The sequence below is a fragment of the Bradyrhizobium sp. WSM4873 genome, assembly GCF_055811355.1.
This window is the reverse complement of sequence record NZ_JBVVPS010000038.1, coordinates 21,961-40,824: the sequence shown is the minus strand read 5'-3', so window position 1 is coordinate 40,824 and position 18,864 is coordinate 21,961. Positions and strand designations below refer to the sequence as shown.

Here is an 18,864-nt window from a genome sequence, read left to right as displayed (position 1 = left end):
TTCGCAGCAGGCCCATGCCGCTGCGTTGCAGCAAGCCGGTGTTACGCCGCGACGCGTTCGCCGTGGTCGACGAGCGCCGACAGAGTCCTGGCGTCCGCGACGACGCGCACGGCCATGGGTTCGTCGCGGCCGCGGATCGCGACCTCCTGCTGCGGCAGCGCATCGTCGGCAAGGCCGGCGGTGCGGCGGACTTCCTCCGAGACGATCGCTTCGCAGGCCAGTGTCTTGGTCATGTCCTGGAGCCGGGCCGCGACGTTGACGGCATCGCCCAGCGCCGTGAACACGATGTGATCGCGATAGCCGATGTCGCCGATGATGACCTCGCCGCCATGGATGCCGATGCCGAAGCGGATCGGCTGGCGCAGATCGTGGGACAGGAGCTCGTTGAGCTCGTCGATTTGCCTGGCGATTCCGGCGGCGGCCTTCAGCGCCTGCCGGCACGCCTCTTGCGGATCGGCGCTCAGTCCGAACAGCGCCAGCATGCCGTCGCCGACGAACTGGTTCGGCTGGCCGCCATTCTCGATCACGGCCTGCGAGACGGCGCCGAGGAAGCGGTTGACGATGAACACGGTGTCGAACGGCAGCCGCTTCTCGGCCAGCTGCGTCGAGCCGCGCATGTCCACGAACAGGCTGACGAGATAGCGCTCCTGGCCGATTCTGGCGGGCGTCGAGGCCTGCGCGCTCGCCGACAGGGTATGCGCGGTGAAGAGCTGGAAGAAGGAGAGATCCGATGTCGGCCGCAGCTGGCAGGCCAGCCTGATCGAGGGATCGCTGGTGCCGACACGGGTGAGCACGAACGCCTCGCGCTGCGACGGCTCGGGCAGGGCGCCATGATCGCCGATGATGCGGATGCGGCAGGTCGAGCAGCGGGCGCGGCCGCCGCAGACGCTGGCATGCGGCACATTGTGGCGCAGGCTCGCTTCCAGCACGGAGAGGCCTTTTGGCACCCGCACCGTCTTGCCGTTGCCGTAGGACAGCGCGATCATGCCACCGCGTCGTTCGCGCAAGGCCCGTACGCCGCGTGCGGCGAGCGCCAAGGCGAGCAATCCGAGATAGCCGGCGGTGAGGCCGCCGGTGATGCGGTCGAGCGTCGTGGCCTCGGCAGCCGTGCCGACCTGGCGGCGTGTGAGATTATGCGTCCGCCATTCCCCGTCGTCGGCCTCGATCTCGACGCTGCGGCCACCCTGGTAGACACCCAACAGCGACAGCGTCGGAATCAGCACGGCCGCCGCGAGCAGATAGGGCGCCGCGCGCGTGAAGAACGGTTTGAGGCGAAGCCAGAAATAGATGCCGATGCAGCCGTGAACCCAGGCGATCAGAAGCAGGACCGTCATGGTCCAGATACGGTTCGATGCGACGAAGAACAGATAGAGTTCCTGCGGATAGAGTTTTTGGTGTCCGTAAAGCGCCTGGCCGAGCCGCACCCCGATCACATGCGCCATGACCAGCGCGGGGATGCTCAAGCCCAGCACGAGCTGCAGCGGCTCGACCGTCCGCCAGCGGAACTGCCGGCGCTGATACAGTGCATAGATGCCGAGTCCCATATGCGTGAGCGCCGCCGTGTAGAACGTGATCGCAACCGGCAGGAACTGCCAGAACAGTGTGTGATAGTAGACCCCGATCTCCATGGCATCGACCGAGATGTTGCCGAGCGCATGGTTGAGGAAATGGCTAACGACATAGGCGAACAAAATGACGCCGCAGACCAGCCGCACCTGGCGCACGCTGATGGCGCGGGAAAGCTCGGAAAATCGTGAGGATGCGGTTGCGGCCATGATTCTGTTGTATCAGTTCATGAAGGAGAACAGCCAGCGTCGCGTTTAATTCCGGGGGTGGTCGGTTCGCGGGATCACATCCGCGGCAGGAATCACTCCATTGTCGTCCCGGACAAGCGCCGCATGGCGGCGCGCAGATCCGGGACCCATAGCCACAGGGAGTCGTTGTGGCACGGGCTGGTAGCTACGGGTCTTCGCCAAACCCCTCCCTGTGGTTATGGGTCCCGGATCAGCGCTTCGCTTGTCCGGGACGACAGCGCAACAGGCCGATCCACCCCCGACATTGACTCCCCCTCCTAGGTTGGCGAAAAGCGCCGCCGTGGCGACAGCTCCCGACATCACGATGCCCCCCGTAGGCGCGGCGCGCCGGCCGCTCGTCATGGCCGCGGCGATCGTCGCCGCGATGACGCTGCTGCGCATCGTCTACGCCTCGGCCATCGAGCTGCGCACGGACGAGGCCTATTACTGGACCTGGTCGCAGGAGACGGCGCTCAGCTTCCTGGATCATCCCCCCGGCATCGCCTGGCTGATCCGGTTCGGCACTGCGATCTTCGGCGACACCAGGCTCGGTGTGCGCTTCGGCGGCATCGTCGCGATGCTGGTGACGCAGCTCCTGCTCGCCGATATCGTCCGCCGCCTCACCCACGACATGCGCGCCGTCGTGCTCGCGGTGCTGATGCCGGAGGCCGCGCTCTATTACGGCCTGCTGATGGCCAAGGTTGCGCCCGATGTCGCCATGATCCCGTTTGCGGTGGCGATGATGTGGTGCCTGGTGCGGCTTGCGCAGGGCGGCGACGGCCGCTGGTGGCTCGCGGCCGGCCTGTTCGCCGGGCTCGCGATGCTGTCGAAATTCACCGTGATCATGTTCGCGCCGGCGGTTGCCGCCTTTCTGCTGGTGCCGGATTGGCGCTGGCGCTGGCTGCGCAGCCCCTATCCGTATCTCGCGGTCCTGATCGCAATTGCCGTATTCTCGCCCGTCCTGATCTGGAACGTGCAGCACGACTGGGCCGCGATCCGCTTCCAGGGTGTGCGTGCCACCACCAGCTACGGCATCTCGCTCCGCACCTTCGGCGATTACATCGGCCTGCAATTCGGACTGGTCGGCTTCGTCATGCTGCCGGTGGTGCTGACGGGGGTGGTGCTGACGGCGTGGCGCGGCTATCGCACGCGCGAGCCGGTCGCGATTTTGTTGTCGACCGCGGTCCTGGTGCCGTTTCTCTATTTCCTGGTGAAATCGCTGACCCTCCGCGTCGGTGACACCTGGCCGATGTTCATGTGGCCGGTCGGCTTCGCCGCCGCCGCTGTCAACCTCACCATGCTGTCGCGCGAAGGAAGATCGGCGCGGATGATCAGGGCATCGCTGTTCTGGGCCAACACAGCGGTGGTCTCCGGCATCGCCTTTGTCATCATCGTGTTCCTCTATTACGTCGCCGCGCCTTGGAATTTTCTCGGGAAGATCGATCCGATCGGCGCCGAGTCCGGTTACGAGCAGGTCGCCGCGCGCGCACAGGCCGCATTGGACGAGACCGGCGCGACCTGGATCGCAACCACGGACTACCGCACCTATGCCATGATGCGCTGGCTGTTCAGGGGCCGCGTGCCCGTGATCGAGATCAACGAGCGCGGCCGCTTCCAGGATTTTCGTGATCCCGGCTTGGATCGGATCAAGGGCCATGCCGGCATTTATGTTGGGCGCGAGCCGGACAATCGCTCATCGCTGTGGGAGAACATCCCCGCCAAACGCGAGCCGCTCGGTCAGATCGAGCGCCGCTGGCGCGGACTCGTGATGGACACGTATACGCTGGAAAAGCTCACCGGCTGGACTCCGGAGCTTTCACCACCGAAGGACTCGCCGCTGTTCCAGTGGCGCGTGCTGGCGGGAGAATTCGAGCGACGTACGCTCGCCTAGCAAGGCGGCCTTCTTCCTTCTCCCCTTGTGGGAGAACGTGGCGCGAAGCGCCGGATGAGGGGGCTCTATCAGCTAAGACAACTGCGAGAGGCGCGCGCGGAGAGAGACCCTCACCCGTCTCGCCACTTCGCGTCGAGCCACCCTCTCCCACAAGGGGAGAGGGGAAAACGAGCGCGTCGGGCGAACGGAGCGCTACTCCTCGTCGTCCTTCTTCCGCAGCAGATCCGTCGCGAGATCCGATAGCTTCGGCGGCGGCAGGGCCGCGAACGGCAGCGGCCGTGTGACGTCGATTGCGGCGAGGCCCAGCCGCGCCGTCAGCAATCCATTCAGCATGCCTTCGCCCAGCCGCTGCGACAGCTTCGCCGCAATGCCGTGGCCGAGCATCTGCTGCACCAGGCTGTCGCTCGCCGCCATACCGCCGGTGATGGCGAGATGGGCTATGACGTGGCGGAGCAGGCGGATCATGCCGAGCGCGCCGGGGCGGCCGCCGTAGAGAAAAGCGAGCTGGCGGATCAATCTGAGCGACGCCACGAACACGAACAACACGTCGATCAGCGCGCGGGGCGAAACCGCTGTCACGATCGAGACCTTTTGCGCGGCTGACGACACCAGCCGCCGCGCCTCGATGTCCAGCGGCGACATCAATTCACGCTCGGCGAGCCGGATCATGTCGGCGCCGTCGATGATCTCGCCGGCATGGCTTTCCAGCGTGGCGCGGGCGCGCGCGAGCTGCGGGTTCTGGTGCGCGATCTTGAGCAGATCCTGCACGATGATGCGGCTCTCCTTACGATCGTCGCTGGCAAGGACAGCGGCTGCGCGCTGATGCAGCTTTTCGATCGTTGCCAGCCGCGCCAGCCCGAACGCCTCGCGTCCGGTCACCACCGCGAGCGCAAGCGCGGTAACTGAGGCAAGCGCCAGTCCGACGAAGCCGAGGCTGTCGCTACGCGCAAACAGATCCTCGATCAGACGGACGACGCCTAGCCCGACCCCGAGCAGCGTCAGCCCGGCAACGCCGGACCAGAACAATGCGCCCCAGGGAAAGCCGCGCCGCGCCGGAAGCGTCGCTGCGATCGGCACCGGCAAGTTCGCCGGATCGGGCTCCGGCGTGATCTGGATGGTGGTGCGGCCGAGCCGGGCCGTTTCGTCGGCCTCGGTAACGACGACGCCGGGGTCGTCGAGCCGGAACGTTGCCGGTCGCCGCGACTTCGATCGGTCGTTCATGACAATTTGTCTCCGAGCAGGAACTGCAGGGCACGGTCGAGGCGGATGTGAGGCAGCGCCGCCTGGTCGGCCCCCTCGCGTTCGATCTTTGGCGGACGGAAACGCAGGAAGCGAAAATCGCTCTTCCCGGCGGCCTCGGTCGAGAGCCCGCGGAACGCATCGGTGCCGTTGAACAGCAGTTCGGGATCGAGCGGGAGGTCGCCCGGAAAGGTCGCCACCTCGGTGTTGCCGTCGAAGAATTCGCCACCGGCGCTTTCGCCCGCGGCCGGCGTTCCCAAAATCGACGGCAATTTGTCGCGGCCATGCGCGACCTGCGCCTCGCGCGTGGCGCGGACGGCGGCGAACGCGATGACGTCGATCTCCGCGCCGGTAGTTTCCGCGCGCGCCACGGCGCGGGTGACCGCGCGGCGCAGCACGGCCTCGAGCCGGTCGTGGCTGGAATGATGCAGATGGTCCGCCTTGGTCGCCGCGAACAGCACGCGGTCGATCCGCGGCCGGAACAGGCCGGAGAGGATCGTGCTGCGGCCGATGTTGAAGCAGTCCAGAATGCCCGCGAGTGCGGCTTCGAGATCGTGCAGCGCTTCAGGGCCGGCGTTGAACGCGGCGAGCGCGTCGGCCAGCACGATCTGGCGATCGAGCCGGGCAAAATGGTCACGGAAGAACGGCCGCACCACGACGTCCTTGTAGGCTTCATAGCGGCGCACCATCATGGCCCACAGCGATCCCTCCGGCGCCTGGCCGCCCGCGGGCACGTCGAGCGGAGCAAAGGTCAGCGCCGGTGTGTCGGCGAGATTGCCCGGCATCAGGAAGCGGCCGGGTGGCAGCAGGCTCATCGCAAACCGCTCGTCGCGGCAACCTTGCAGATAGCCTCTGAAGAGCTTTGCGGCCGTCAGCGTCGCCTGCTCGTCCTCGCGCGCCTCGGGCTTGAGCGTTGCGAGATGCGCGTGCCAGTCCGCGGCAAGATGGACGCGCGGCGCCTCGCGCGACAGGGCGAGACTTTCGGCCGACCATTGCCCAAAACTCTTCTGGAGCAGCGGCAGGTCGAGCAGCCACTCGCCGGGATAGTCGACAATGTCGAGCGTCAGCGTGCGGTCGGCGCCGTTCTGGCGCTGGTAGTCGATGACGAGCCTGAGCTCGCTGATGTCGACAGTCGAGCTCGGCCAGCGCCGCTCCTCGATCAGCGCGCGCAGATGGCTCTCATAGGCGAAGCGCGGCACGGCGTCGTCCGGCTGCGGCGCCAGATGCGCCCGCGCGATCCGCCCGGATGAATAGGCCTCGAATACCGGAAAACGGCCGCCACGGGTGAGGCCGTGGATCAGCGCGGTGATGAACACCGTCTTGCCTGCCCGCGACAGGCCGGTGACCCCGAGCCGCACGGTCGGGTTGAAGAAGTGCTCGCCATAGTCGATCAGCGCCCTCGCCGACAGCCGCGCTTCTTCGACGATATCCTGGAAACTGAATGCCATTTGAACGTTAAGTGATCTCGGCGGGAGAAAATGTGTGACCGATCACAAAAGTGGCAATTGCGTGCGGAAAATCAAGCTTCATACTTCCACCTCCTTTGTCGGCAAATCAGCCGTTTGCAAATCACCCGTTTGAACGACGCGCCGGTCCCGAAACACCCATACAAGAGGGTATTGTCTCACTTTGCGGATTGCCATGACCGTCTTTCAACTGAAACAGCTCGCATCCTCCTCCGTCCACGCAGCGGCCGACGCGGTCGGCTGGCATTACGACCGCGCCGAGCTGATCGCCGACGGCGTGATCCACGCGATCGGCGTGCTCTGCGGCCTCATTGCCGCGACCGTGCTGGTGGTGCTGACGGTGCTCTTTGCCGACGCGACCGACATCGTCGGCGTCTCGATCTACGTCGCCGGCCTGCTCTCGATGCTGGTGTTGTCGGCGACCTATAATCTCTGGCCGGTCTCGCCGGCCAAATGGCTGCTGCGGCGCTTCGACCATTCGGCGATCTATCTCCTGATCGCGGCGACCTACACGCCGTTCATCCTGGAGGTGAAGGACAGTGCCTTCGCGCTGGTGCTGCTCGCCGGTGTCTGGTGCGTGGCGCTCCTCGGCATCGTGCTGAAACTTCTCTACCCCGGCCGGTTCGACCGCGTCGCGGTCGGCATCTATCTCGCCATGGGCTGGAGCGGCATCATGCTCTATGATTCCGTGGTCAAGGCGCTGCCCGCGCTGGTGCTGGGCTTCATCCTTGCGGGCGGACTGCTCTACAGCTTTGGCGTGATCTTCCATGCCTGGCGGCGGCTGCGCTTCCAGAATGCGATCTGGCACGGCTTTGTCTTGGCCGGTGCGGCGTGCCATTATACCGCGGTGCTCGACCTCGTGTTGAGCTGAGCAAGCTCCGCCAAGCGGAATAAGCCAAAACGGTATAAGACAAGAGGAGACGTCGCATGCAGGTGACCGGCAAGGTCGTGGTCGTCACGGGCGGCGCCAACGGCATCGGTAAGGCGCTATGCGAGGCGTTTCACAAGGTGGGTGCGGCCAAGGTCGTCGTCGCCGACATGGACGCGGACAATGCGCGGACGGTCGCTGCCACGGTGGATGGCGCGGCCTTCAAATGCGATGTCGCGCAGGAAAAGGATATTTCCCACGTCATCGAGGAGACCGAGCGGCAGTTCGGCCCGATCGAGTTGTTTTGCTCCAATGCCGGCATCGGCGGCGGTTTCGATCCGATGTCGGTCAATGCCGGCGGCGCCTCGGATGAGCCGTGGCAGCGCAGCTGGGCGATTCACGTCATGGCGCATGTCTATGCGGCGCGGCATCTGATCCCGCGTATGAAGGCGCGCGGCGGCGGCTATTTCCTCAACACCATCTCGGCCGCAGGCCTGCTGTCGCAGGTCGGCAGTCCCGCTTACTCCACCACCAAGCATGCCGCGGTCGGCTTTGCCGAAAATCTGGCGATCTCGCACAAGGCGCACAACATCCGCGTCTCGATCCTCTGCCCGCAGGGCGTCGACACCAACATGCTGCGTTCGATTCCGAAGGGCCCGCAATCCGGCGACGGTGACCTCTCGCCCGAGCAGGTCGCGAACGACGTGCTCGCCGGGCTCGAGCAGGAGACGTTCCTCATCCTGCCGCACCCGCAGGTGCTCGGCTACATGCGCAAGAAGACCGAGAACTACGACCGCTGGATCGGCGGCATGGCCAAGATCCAGGCCAGGATGCGGGAAGATTTCGGGACGTAGGCTGGGCTACAATTTCGGTGTCGTCCTGGCGAAGGTCAGGACCCATACCGCGAGGTCTACCGATCTTGCCGTGGTAGCAGTACCGAATGACAAGTCTTCGCCAAACTACTTCCTGGGGTAATGGGTCCTGGCTTTCGCCAGGACGACGCTGGTAGCTACGCCGCCGACTCCACCTCGCCCTCCACCCGGCTCTGCCGCAAAGCCCGCGCATAGAGCATCATCCCTTCCCGGACCGTGCGCTGCTCGGCCTCTGTCAGTGCGGCCAGTGCACCACTCACCTGCTGCCGTCCGAACGCGTGCAGCGCCTCCAGCGTGCGGCGGCCTTTCGCCGTCAGCGACAGCAGCTTGCTGCGCGCGTCGGCCGCATCGGGCGTTTCCCGCAGCTCGCCGCAGTCGATCAGCTTGCGCACCAGGCGGCTGACGCTCGATTTCTCCAGCCGCAGGAAATCGCCGAGCTCGCCGGAATTCATCGGCCCCCGGATACCGATCTCCAGGATCGTGTGCACGGCCGACGGCGGATAGTCCGATGCCGCCACGGTCGCATCCATGAAGCCGAGCTCGCGCACCATCAGGCGCGAGGCCGCGCGAATGTCGTCGATCAGCGAAAGCCCGGTCATGCTTGACTCTGCGAATATAGTTGTACCATACAACTATATGCGCGCAACGGCGCGCGCAAGCGTTTTGGAGTGAGCCATGAGCGGAGCTTTGACTACAGGGCGGATGAGCGGCAAGGTGTGTCTGGTGACGGGCGGCGGCAGCGGCATCGGCCGTGCGACGGCCTTGCGAATGGCGTCCGAAGGCGCGGAGGCGATTGTCTTGGCGGGCCGGCGCGAAGCCGAGATCGACGCCACCGCCGCGGCGTGCCACGAACTCGGTGCGAACGCCACCGCGATCAAGACAGACATCACGCGCGAGGACGACGTCGCGCGCCTCGTTGGCACGGCGGTCCAGCGTTGCGGCCGGCTCGACGTCGCCTTCAACAATGCCGGCTTCCAGGAGCGGCGCGCGCCGCTGGAGGAGCAGGGCATGGATGTCTACGACAGCGTGTTCGACACCAATGTCCGCGCGCTGTTCCTGTGCCTGCGCCATCAATTGCCGGTCATGCTCGCGCAAGGCCGCGGCAGCATCGTCGTCAACGCCTCCGTCAGCGGCGTGCGCAACCCCAATCCCGGCTTCTCGCTCTACTCGGCATCCAAGGCTGCGGCGATCTCGCTGACACGTTCTGCCGCGATGGAGAACGCTCCACGCGGCATCCGCATCAACGCCATCGCCCCCGGCCGCGTCGTCACCGACATGATGCTGCGCGCCGGTGTCGGCGATGTCGCAACCGTCAGCGCGGGCCTGCCGCTGCGGCGGATGGGGAGCCCGGAGGAGGTGGCGGAGGCGGTGGTGTGGCTATCGTCCGACGCGTCGTCCTATGTCGTCGGGCATGTGCTGGCGGCGGATGGGGGATTTTTGGCGTCGTAGATTTGGCGGTCGCGCCAAACATTCGCTGTCGTCCCGGCGAAGGCCGGGACTCATAACCCCAGGGAGACGTTTGGTGAAGATTGGTTGTTCGGGATTGGCGCCGCGCACAATCGATGAATCGCGCGGTATGGGTCCCGGCCCCCGTGCGCAATTGCGCACTAGGCCGGGACGACGCCGTCAATGCTTCTGCCCGTACAGCACCGGCACCGCCGAATCCACGATGACCTCGACGAGGCTGGTCGCTTCGAATGCCATCCCGCGCTTCAGCGCTTCCCGGAGCTCCGCCGCCTTCGTTACCCGCACCGCATGGCAACCCATGCCCTCGGCGAGCCGGACGAAATCGATCCCCGGCAGCTCGAGCCCCGGCACGTTCCTCACCTGCATCACCTGGCTGAACGAGCGCATCGCGCCGTAACCGGAATTGTTGATGACGACGATGGTGAGCGGCAGCTTGCGCTGCGCGGCGGTCCACAGCGCCTGGATCGAATACATCGCCGAGCCGTCGCCGATCAGACACACCGTGCGGCTCTTTGGTTTGCCGAGCGCCATGCCGACCGCGGCGGGCAGCGAGTAACCGAGGCCGCCGCTCGCCATGGTGTAAAAACTGTCCTGGCCGCGCATCGGCATGAACTTTTGCATCGCCGGCCGGTGCGAGGGAATTTCCTCGACCAGCGACGCGCCGTCCGGCATGGCCTGCGACAGCGAATGCAGCAGGAATTCGACCGGCAGTGGATCCGCGGCCTGCGGGGCCGGCGGCAGCGTTCGCCCCTTCGGTGCCGCGCGCTTGCTCTCCGGCAGGAGGTCGAGCAGCATTGCGAGCGCCGGCTTCATCGTCGCGATGATGCTGGTTCCGACCGGCGTCACCGCCGCAGCATCCGGGTCATCGGTGATCTGGAAGAGCGTCGCGCCGCCGTCGAAGATCGCGGCGTGGCCTTCGACATGGAAGGTGAACACGGGCGCGCCGATCACGACGACGAGGTCGTGCTCGCGCAGCGCGTCCGACAATTGCGCCGGCGAGGCATGCAGGAAGCCCGCGAATTGCGGATGGCGTTCCGGGAACGAGCAGCGCGCCGAAAACGGGCTGACCCAGACGCTGGCCCTGGCCTTCTCGGCCACGCGCACCATCAAATCGACCGCGCCGGCGCGATCGACGCCGGGGCCGACGACGAGGGCAGGGTGCTTGGCCGAACTGAGTGCGGCGACCAGCGCGGTCATCGCGTCAGCCTCGGGCCCGATCTCGCGGCTGACCTTGCGGGCTTCGACGGGAGCTGCCGCATGCGCCCAGTCGTCGACCGGGATCGAGACGAAGGTCGGCCCGCATGGCGGCTGCATCGCGGTGTAATAGGCGCGCGCAATCGCGGCCGGCACGTCCTCGGGCCGCGCCGGCTCCACGCTGTACTTCACATAAGGCCGTGGGAATTCGGATGCACGCTCCGCATAGAGGAACGCCTGCAACGGGAGGATCGAGCGCGCCTGCTGGCCGGCGGTGATCACCAGCGGCGTCTGGTTGCGATGCGCGGTATAGATGTTGCCGAGCGCGTTGCCGACGCCGGCGGCCGAATGCAGATTGACGAAACCGGCATTGCGCGTCGCCTGCGCGTAACCGTCGGCCATGCCGACCGCGCTCGCTTCCTGCAGCGCCAGCACGTAGTCGATATCGTCGGGCCAGTCGCTCAGGAACGGCAGCTCGGTCGAGCCGGGATTGCCGAAGACGCATCTGATGCCGAAGGAGCGCAGCAGGTCGAGCGTCGCCTGCTTGACGGTGACGGATTTGCTGCCGCTCTTGCCGTTCTTCGCCATGATTTCCGTTCCCTGATGTTTATCGGCTATCAGCCCCACCGTCATTGCGAGGAGCCCCTGCGACGAAGCAATCCAGACTGTTACCGCCGAGGGACTCTGGATTGCTTCGCTACGCTCGCAATGACGAGGAGGAAGCAGCAGTGTATCACCACACCGCCGTCCCCTTCATGGTCGGCTGCCCCTCCGCGTTCGCGGTCCACAGCTCCATGCCATCAGCGGTCTCGTTGGCGTTGATGGAGAACTCGCTGCCTTCGAACAGCGGCTGCACCCCGCGATACGAAAACTTCTTCGGAGCCTTGCCGCCGCGCAGCTTCGCGGCCATCTCGATGATGAACGTGGCCTGCAACGGTCCGTGGAAGATCAAGCCCGGATAGCCCTCGACCTTGGTGACGTAGTCGCGGTCGTAATGGATGCGGTGGCCGTTGAAGGTCAGCGCGGAATACCGGAACAGCAGCACGGGATCCGACACATGCGTCTCGCGATGCTGCGCCGCGGGCGGCGGAGGCGGCGCCTTTGCCGGCGCGGGCGTGCTCGTCGTCATCTCGCGATAGACGATGTCCTGCCGCTCGCGGATGGCGATGCCGCGCGGCGAGGAGATGCTGTGCTCGACCGAGACGAAGCACAGCGTGCCGGTCGAGCCTGATTTCACCTGTACGTCGGCAATGCGCGAGGTCCGCGTCGATTCATCGCCGACGCGCAGCGGCTGCAGGAACTCGATCTCGCCGCCGGCCCACATCCGGCGCGGCAGCGGCACCGGCGGCAGGAAGCCGCCGCGGGTGGGGTGGCCGTCGGGCCCGAGCATCGACATCGGAAACACCGGCTGCGCCAGGCACCAATGCACCGTGAACGGCGCTGCATCGCCGGCCTTGGGCGAACCGACCTCCTGGAACAGCGTCGCGCGCAGACCCTTCACGAGCTGCGCGGTGACGGTGTCGGTGGCCTCTTCGCTGCGGCCGATCCACTGCCTGAGATGATCGATGTCGAGCTTCTCGGTCATGATGCCTCGCTCTTGCTGTTACGATTTTTTGGCCGGTCGTTCGCCGATCCCTGGCACCGCGCCATAGCTGCGCGTCTCACCGACAATGATCGGCGCCGGCGCGGGATAGCTGACACGTCCTTGCGGGGTGTCGACCTCGATGCGGCGCAGATGCGGATGCTTGGTGAGGTCGGCCATGGTGTTGACCTCGGCAAAGGCGATGTCGGCGTCGGACAGCCGCTTGAGCAGCTCGTCGCGCGTCATCCTGGCGAAGGCATCCGCGACCGTCTTGTCGGTGAAGTCGCGGTTGCGCACGCGCTCGACCATGTTGGCAACGCGCGGGTCTGCGGGCAGATCCGGCTGGTCCAGCACCTTTGCGCAGAGCGTCTTCCACTCGCGCTCGCTCTGGATCGAGATCAGAATGTCCTTGCCATCGCTGGACGTGAACACGCCATAGGGCGCGATCGAGGGATGGCGAAGCCCCATGCGCTTGGGCGGGTTACCGGCTTCCGAGTTGAGCAGCGGAACGGTGCACCAGTCCGCCATCACGTCGAACATGGAGATGCGGATGTCGGCGCCTTTGCCGGTGCGCCCGCGCCCGATCAGCGCCTCGAGGATCGCCGCATGCGCGGTGGCGCCGGTCGCGACGTCGACGATGGACATGCCGACCCGCGAGGCGCCGTCGGGATTGCCGGTGATCGAGGCGAGGCCGCTCTCGGCCTGGATCAGCAGATCATAAGCCTTGCGGTGCGCATAGGGGCCCTCGTCGCCATAGCCGGTGATCGTGCACGAGATCAGCCTGGGATAATCCTTCAGCAGCCGCTCGCGCGAAAAGCCGAGCTTGTCCATCGAGCCCGGCTTGAGATTCTGGATCAGCACGTCGGCGCTCGCGATCAGTCTTTCCAACTCGGCGCAGCCTTCCTTGGTGGCGAGATCGACCACCGCCGATTGCTTGCCGCGGTTGAGCCAGACGAAGTAGCTGCTCTGGCCCTTGGCCGCCGCGTCATAGCCGCGGGCGAAGTCGCCTTCGGGCCGCTCGATCTTGATAACTTCCGCGCCGGCATCCGCCAGCCGCGACGAGCAGAACGGCGCCGCCACCGCCTGCTCGACCGCAATCACCCTGATCCCGTCAAGTGCTCCCATGATGGCGGCCTCAGTACGAGCGGGGCATGCCGAGGACGTGCTCGGCGATGAAGGACAGCACGAGATTGGTCGAGATCGGCGCCACCTGATAGAGCCGCGTCTCGCGGAATTTGCGCTCGACGTCGTACTCCTCGGCGAAGCCGAAGCCGCCATGGGTCTGGACGCAGGCATTCGCTGCTTCCCAGGACGCATCGGCCGCCAGCATCTTGGCCATGTTGGCCTCCGCGCCGCAGTCGAGCCCGGCCTCGTATTTGCGCGTGGCTTCCTTCACCATCAGCTCGGCCGCACGCATCGCGGCGTAGGCCTTGGCGATCGGGAACTGGATGCCTTGATTTTGGCCGATCGGCCGGCCGAAAACGCTGCGCTCTTTGGCGTAGTTGGTGGCTTTCGCGATGAACCATTTGGCGTCGCCGACGCATTCGGCTGCGATCAGGATGCGCTCGGCATTCATGCCGGAGAGAATGTAGCGAAAGCCCTTGCCCTCTTCGCCAATCAGATTCTCCGCCGGCACCTTCATGTCGGTAAAGAACACCTCGGTGGTGGCGTGGTTCATCATGGTGCGGATCGGGCGGATCTCGAGGCCCTTGTTCTTGGCTTCGCGCATGTCGACGATGAACACGGAAAGACCATCCGTGCGCTTCTTGACCTGGTCCTTCGGCGTGGTGCGCGCCAGCAGGAGCATCAGGTCGGAATGCTCAGCGCGGCTGGTCCAGATTTTCTGGCCGTTGACGATGTAGCCGGCATTGCCGTCCTTGCGTGCGAAGGTCTTCAGCGAGGTCGTGTCGGTGCCGCTGGTCGGCTCGGTGACGCCGAAGGCCTGCAGCCGCAATTCGCCGCTCGCGACCTTCGGCAGATATTTTGCCTTCTGCTCGTCATTGCCGTGCCGCAGCACGGTGCCCATCGTGTACATCTGGGCGTGGCAGCCGCCGCCGTTGCAGCCCGCGCGCTGGATCTCTTCGAGGATCGCCGCGGCCGCTGAAAGCTTCAAGCCCGCGCCGCCATACTCCTCGGGGATCAGCACCGAGAGATAACCGGCCTCGGTCAGCGCGTCGACGAAGGCCTTGGGGTAGGCCATCTCACGGTCGAGCTTGCGCCAGTATTCGCCGGGAAACTGCGCGCACAGCTTTGCGACGGCTTCGCGGATGTCGGCGTGATCTTCGGTGTGGTGGTCTTCACTCATGGGGTTTCCCGTATGTGCGGCAGTTAGGATAACGCCGGCCGATCCTCTGGCGTTGTGAAAACAATGCCAGCCCCCTATGCTCATTTGCTATAGCGTATGGAGCAGCCTTCCAGGATTGGCAAGCATGGATTTCCGTCAGCTCAGGACCTTCAGTTGCGTGGCGGAGCTCGGCAGCCTCTCCAAGGCGTCCGATACGTTGCGTGTGGCGCAGCCGGCGCTCTCCAGGCAGATCAAGCTGCTGGAACACGAGCTGCGCACGGAATTGTTCACCCGCAATGGCCGCGGCATGGTGCTCACGGATGCCGGCCGCCTCTTGCTGGCGCGCACCTCGGGCATCGTGCGGCAGATCGACCAGATCCGCGACGACATCCAGTCCTCCGAGGGGCCGCCATCGGGCCAGGTCGTGCTCGGCCTGGTCCCGACCGTGAGCTGCGTGCTGTCGGCGCGCTTTGCGCGGCGCTGCGTCGAAAAATTCCCCGGCATTTCGCTGCGCATCGTCGAGAGCTACAGTGGCCATCTGGTCGAATGGCTGCATCGCGGCGAGATGGATCTCGCCATCCTCTACGGCCGCTCCGCCGATCTGCATCTCAACGTCGAGAGCTTGGGGCGCGACAACATCGTCGCGGTGGGTCCGCGCGGTTGTGGCTTGGCGCGCAAGAAGAGCGTCGATGTCGGTTGGCTGCTGCGGCAACGGCTGGTGCTGCCGAGTCATTCCCACGGTCTCCGTGCGCTGATCGAGCACGCGGCGGCGCAACGCAAGATCAAGCTCAACGTCCAGCTCGAGGCGGATTCGTTCCGCGTGCTCACCAGCCTCGTCGAGGAAGGCCTCGGCTTCGCGCTGCTGCCGCCCTCGTCGGTCCACGCCGAGGTCGCGGACGGGCGGCTGGAAACGGCTCTCGTCTCGAAGCCGATGACGCGCGAGCTCATATTTGCCTCTCCGATCGACCGTCCGGTCTCGACGGCCTCGGTCGCCGTCACCGCCCTCCTGCGCGAGGAAGTCGCCGCCTGCCGCAAGGAAGGCGTGTGGGACATCAAGTTGAGCTAGATGTGCCGGTGTCGTAGACCAGTCGCGCGCGATCTCGCCTTCGCATCTCGCGCGAACTGTCATGCCGAAATTTTATAGCTGGGGAGGAGTCGCCCGCTCTCAATCCACCCTCGGTGTCATTGCCCGCGAAGGCGGGCAATCCAGTATTCCAGAGGCCGCAGTGCTTGAGCCGAGAAGCCGCGGCTTACTGGATGCCCCGCCTGCGCGGGGCATGACAGTGGGGCCTACCCCGGAATCCTCACCGGCAGTGACTCATACCCCTTGATGAAGCTCGAATAGATCCGCTTGGGCTCGCCGACCACCTCGATGCGGTCGAAGCGCTTCAGCATCTCTTCCCAGACGATCTTGAGCTGGAGCTCGGCGAGGCGCATGCCGACGCAGCGGTGGATGCCGAAGCCGAAGGAGAGGTGGGTGCGCGGCCGCGGCCGGTCGATGATGAACTCGTTCGGCTTCTCGAACATCTCCTCGTCGCGGTTGCCCGAGACGTACCACATCACGACGCGGTCGCCCTTCTTGATGTGCTTGCCGCCAACTTCAGTGTCCTGCAGCGCGGTGCGGCGCATATGCGCGAGCGGGGTCTGCCAGCGGATCACTTCGGGCACCATGGAATCGATCAGTTCCGGGTTGGCGCGCAGCCTGTCGTATTGCTCCGGGTTCTCGTTCAGTGCCAGCACCGAGCCCGTCATGGTGTTGCGCGTGGTGTCGTTGCCGCCGACGATGAGCAGGATGATGTTGCCCATGAGATTGTCGGGGTCCATGAACCGCGTGGCGTCGTTATGCGCCATCAGCGACAGCAAATCGTTGCGCGGCGCGGAGTTGACGCGCTCGTTCCAGAGCTTGGACATGTAGGCATAGCATTCGTCCATCTCGCGGCGGCGCTCTTCGGCGGAAGCAACAATGCCGCTCTTGGGCAGCGCGGTCGCGACATCGGACCAGCGCGTCAGCTTGCGCCGTTCTTCCCAGGGGAAGTCGAACAGGGTGGCCAGCATCTGCGTCGTCAGCTCGATCGAGACGCGCTCGACGAAATTGAAGGTCTCGTTGCGCGGCAGATTGTCGAGCACGGTCTGCGAGCGCTGGCGAATCAGTTTTGCCAGTTCGTCCAGATGCGTCGGCGTGAACATCGGCGACACCGTCTTGCGCTGCGACGAATGACGCGGCTGGTCCATGGCGATGAAGCTCGGCCAGTCGTAACCTTCCGGCACGTCGCGGATTCCGATGCCGCCGAGCGTCGAATCGGAGGAGAACAGGCCGTGGTTGGTGTCGACATGCATGATGTCGTTGTACTTCACCACCGACCAATACGGCTCGATCGGCGCGTTGGTGCAGTAATGCACCGGCTCTTCCTTGCGCAGCCGCTCGAACCACGGCCACAGGGTGTCGTCCTGGAACAGCCTGGGCGCGCCGGGGTGGAATTGCGCCAGCGGTGTCGCATAGGCCTCCTCGCGGGCCCGGCGCATGCGTTCGGCCTTGTCCACTTGAACCGGCGCTTGGATGTTCATGGTGGTTTGCTCCAGTTGATTTTCTAACCTATCCCGCTTGCGGGAGAGGTCGGCGCGCAGCCCGGGTGAGGGCTTTTTCCTCTTGGGGGCTCTCGATTGGGGAGGCACCCTCTCCCCAACCCTCCCCCGCAAGCGGGGGAGGGGGCGTAGCTTCCCCGTGGATTTCACTCTGGCTCATCGCCCTAAGCCGCGATCTTCACCGGCAAGCTTTCGAGACCCTTCACGAAACTCGAATAGACCCGCTTGGGTTCGCCGACCACCTCGATATGGTCGAAGCGCTTGAGGATCTCTTCCCAGATAATCTTGAGCTGGAGTTCGGCAAGCCGCAAGCCGACGCAGCGGTGGATGCCGAAACCGAACGAGAGATGCGTGCGCGGCCGCGCGCGGTCAATGATGAATTCGTAGGGCTTTTCGATCGCGTCGGCGTCGCGGTTGCCCGAGACGTACCACATCACGACCTTGTCACCTTTCTTGATCTGCTTGCCGCGGAACTCGAAGTCCGCAAGCGCGGTGCGCCGCATATGGGCCAGCGGTGTCTGCCAGCGGATCACTTCCGGCACGAAGCTATCGAGCAGCGCGGGGTTTTCGCGCAGCTTGCGATATTGCTCCGGATGCTGGCTCAGCGCGTCGAGCGAACCGGACATGGTGTTGCGGGTGGTGTCGTTGCCGCCGACGATCAGAAGGATCAGATTGCCGAGGAAGTTCTTCGCGTCCATGTCGCGCGTCGCGGCACCATGCGCCATCATCGACAACAGGTCGCTCTTCGGCGGCTGCTCGATCCGTTCCTTCCACAATCGCGTGAAATAGCCGGCGCATTCCGTCAGCTCGGCTTGACGCTCGTCTTCGGTGGCGACGAGGCCGTCGGGTCCGGGAATGGTGGTCGCGATGTCCGACCAGCGCGTCAGCTTGCGGCGGTCCTCCCAGGGAAAGTCGAACAGCACGGCGAGCATCTGCGTGGTGAGCTCGATCGAGACGCGGTCGACCCAGTCGAACACCTCGCCACGCGGCAGATTGTCCAGGCACTCGGCCGAACGCTTGCGGATGCTCAGCGCCAGATTGTCCAGATGCGTCGGCGTGAACATCGGCGCCACGGTCTTGCGCTGCGCCGCGTGGCGCGGTGGGTCCATCGAGATGAAGCTCTCGCGGCGCAGTTCCGGATCGATGTCGCGGATGGTGATGCCGCCGAGCGAGGAGGCCGAGGAGAACACCGAATGGTTGGTCTCGATCTCCATGATGTCGTTGTAGCGCGTCACCGACCAATACGGCCCGAACATCGAGTCCTTGCAATAGTGCACGGGATCTTCGCGGCGCAGGCGATCGAAATAGGGCCAGAACGTATCGGTTCTGAACAGCTCGGGATCGCCCGGATCGAACTGCTCCAGCGGCAGTGATGTGGCGCGTGCGCGTAACGCGTCGAGCTTCGCCGCGCTTTCGATGGTCCCATGCATGACCGCTCTCCCTGAGCTGACCGCGCGTTCTCGTTGAATTCTGCGCTGCGGCATTTGATTTGCAATTACAGCCGGTTGTCTGCGCCGGAGCAAGGGCGAGTTTTGCCACATGGGTGTGTTGTAGCCCGGATGGAGCGAAGCGTAATCCGGGATTCAGGCGGCCATTGCCGCTGTCCCGGATTACGCTGCGCACCA

Annotated in this window: 15 protein-coding genes; 5 read left to right on the top strand and 10 right to left on the bottom strand. The window is 65.2% G+C overall.

Annotated elements, in window-relative coordinates; all coding sequences use genetic code 11:
• Positions 1–41: 41 nt before the first annotated feature.
• Entirely contained in the window at positions 42–1,775 is a 1,734-nt protein-coding gene (locus tag AC0L21_RS32690; RefSeq protein WP_473265789.1) for an adenylate/guanylate cyclase domain-containing protein, read from the bottom strand.
• A gap of 343 nt (positions 1,776–2,118) precedes the next feature.
• Here AC0L21_RS32690 and AC0L21_RS32685 point away from each other — a divergent pair, with 343 nt between their 5' ends.
• Entirely contained in the window at positions 2,119–3,684 is a 1,566-nt protein-coding gene (locus AC0L21_RS32685; RefSeq protein WP_473265808.1) for a glycosyltransferase family 39 protein, read from the top strand.
• 192 nt (positions 3,685–3,876) lie between these two features.
• Here AC0L21_RS32685 and AC0L21_RS32680 read toward each other — a convergent pair whose 3' ends face one another.
• Positions 3,877–4,905 (bottom strand): YcjF family protein, encoded by a 1,029-nt coding sequence (locus AC0L21_RS32680; RefSeq protein WP_473265788.1) that lies wholly within the window; start codon positions 4,903–4,905, stop codon positions 3,877–3,879.
• Positions 4,902–6,371, bottom strand: a complete 1,470-nt coding sequence (locus tag AC0L21_RS32675) for a YcjX family GTP-binding protein (RefSeq protein WP_473265787.1) — start codon at positions 6,369–6,371, stop codon at positions 4,902–4,904. Before AC0L21_RS32675 ends, AC0L21_RS32680 begins: the two co-directional genes overlap by 4 nt.
• Before the next feature lie 193 nt (positions 6,372–6,564).
• On the opposite strand from AC0L21_RS32675, the gene trhA reads away from it, so the two are divergent.
• Positions 6,565–7,260, top strand: a complete 696-nt coding sequence (gene trhA, locus AC0L21_RS32670; RefSeq protein WP_473265786.1) for a PAQR family membrane homeostasis protein TrhA — start codon at positions 6,565–6,567, stop codon at positions 7,258–7,260.
• Between the two features lie 56 nt (positions 7,261–7,316).
• The gene (locus tag AC0L21_RS32665; RefSeq protein WP_473265785.1) at positions 7,317–8,111 is read left to right on the top strand and encodes an SDR family oxidoreductase; all 795 of its coding nucleotides are present in this window, start codon (positions 7,317–7,319) and stop codon (positions 8,109–8,111) included.
• 155 nt (positions 8,112–8,266) lie between these two features.
• On the opposite strand, the gene AC0L21_RS32660 is transcribed toward AC0L21_RS32665, so the two are convergent.
• Positions 8,267–8,728, bottom strand: coding sequence for a MarR family winged helix-turn-helix transcriptional regulator (locus tag AC0L21_RS32660; protein WP_473265784.1), 462 nt, complete (start codon positions 8,726–8,728; stop codon positions 8,267–8,269).
• 76 nt (positions 8,729–8,804) lie between these two features.
• Here AC0L21_RS32660 and AC0L21_RS32655 point away from each other — a divergent pair, with 76 nt between their 5' ends.
• Positions 8,805–9,578, top strand: coding sequence for an SDR family NAD(P)-dependent oxidoreductase (locus tag AC0L21_RS32655; protein WP_473265783.1), 774 nt, complete (start codon positions 8,805–8,807; stop codon positions 9,576–9,578).
• A 177-nt stretch (positions 9,579–9,755) separates the two neighbouring features.
• Here the strand turns inward: AC0L21_RS32655 and mdlC are convergent, their stop codons facing one another.
• From mdlC to AC0L21_RS32635, 4 genes are all read right to left on the bottom strand, one after another.
• Complete coding sequence (gene mdlC / locus AC0L21_RS32650) at positions 9,756–11,378, bottom strand: benzoylformate decarboxylase (protein ID WP_473265782.1); 1,623 nt, start codon at positions 11,376–11,378, stop codon at positions 9,756–9,758.
• 145 nt (positions 11,379–11,523) lie between these two features.
• Positions 11,524–12,375, bottom strand: coding sequence for an HTD2 family dehydratase (locus tag AC0L21_RS32645; protein ID WP_473265781.1), 852 nt, complete (start codon positions 12,373–12,375; stop codon positions 11,524–11,526).
• 18 nt (positions 12,376–12,393) lie between these two features.
• Positions 12,394–13,497, bottom strand: coding sequence for a CaiB/BaiF CoA transferase family protein (locus AC0L21_RS32640; protein WP_473265780.1), 1,104 nt, complete (start codon positions 13,495–13,497; stop codon positions 12,394–12,396).
• A 10-nt stretch (positions 13,498–13,507) separates the two neighbouring features.
• Entirely contained in the window at positions 13,508–14,677 is a 1,170-nt protein-coding gene (locus AC0L21_RS32635; protein WP_473265779.1) for an acyl-CoA dehydrogenase family protein, read from the bottom strand.
• Between the two features lie 124 nt (positions 14,678–14,801).
• Here AC0L21_RS32635 and AC0L21_RS32630 point away from each other — a divergent pair, with 124 nt between their 5' ends.
• Positions 14,802–15,722, top strand: coding sequence for a LysR substrate-binding domain-containing protein (locus AC0L21_RS32630; RefSeq protein WP_473265778.1), 921 nt, complete (start codon positions 14,802–14,804; stop codon positions 15,720–15,722).
• A gap of 224 nt (positions 15,723–15,946) precedes the next feature.
• Here the strand turns inward: AC0L21_RS32630 and AC0L21_RS32625 are convergent, their stop codons facing one another.
• Positions 15,947–17,221, bottom strand: coding sequence for a cytochrome P450 (locus tag AC0L21_RS32625; RefSeq protein ID WP_018453687.1), 1,275 nt, complete (start codon positions 17,219–17,221; stop codon positions 15,947–15,949).
• A 182-nt stretch (positions 17,222–17,403) separates the two neighbouring features.
• Entirely contained in the window at positions 17,404–18,669 is a 1,266-nt protein-coding gene (locus AC0L21_RS32620; protein ID WP_027520215.1) for a cytochrome P450, read from the bottom strand.
• Positions 18,670–18,864 lie beyond the last annotated feature (195 nt).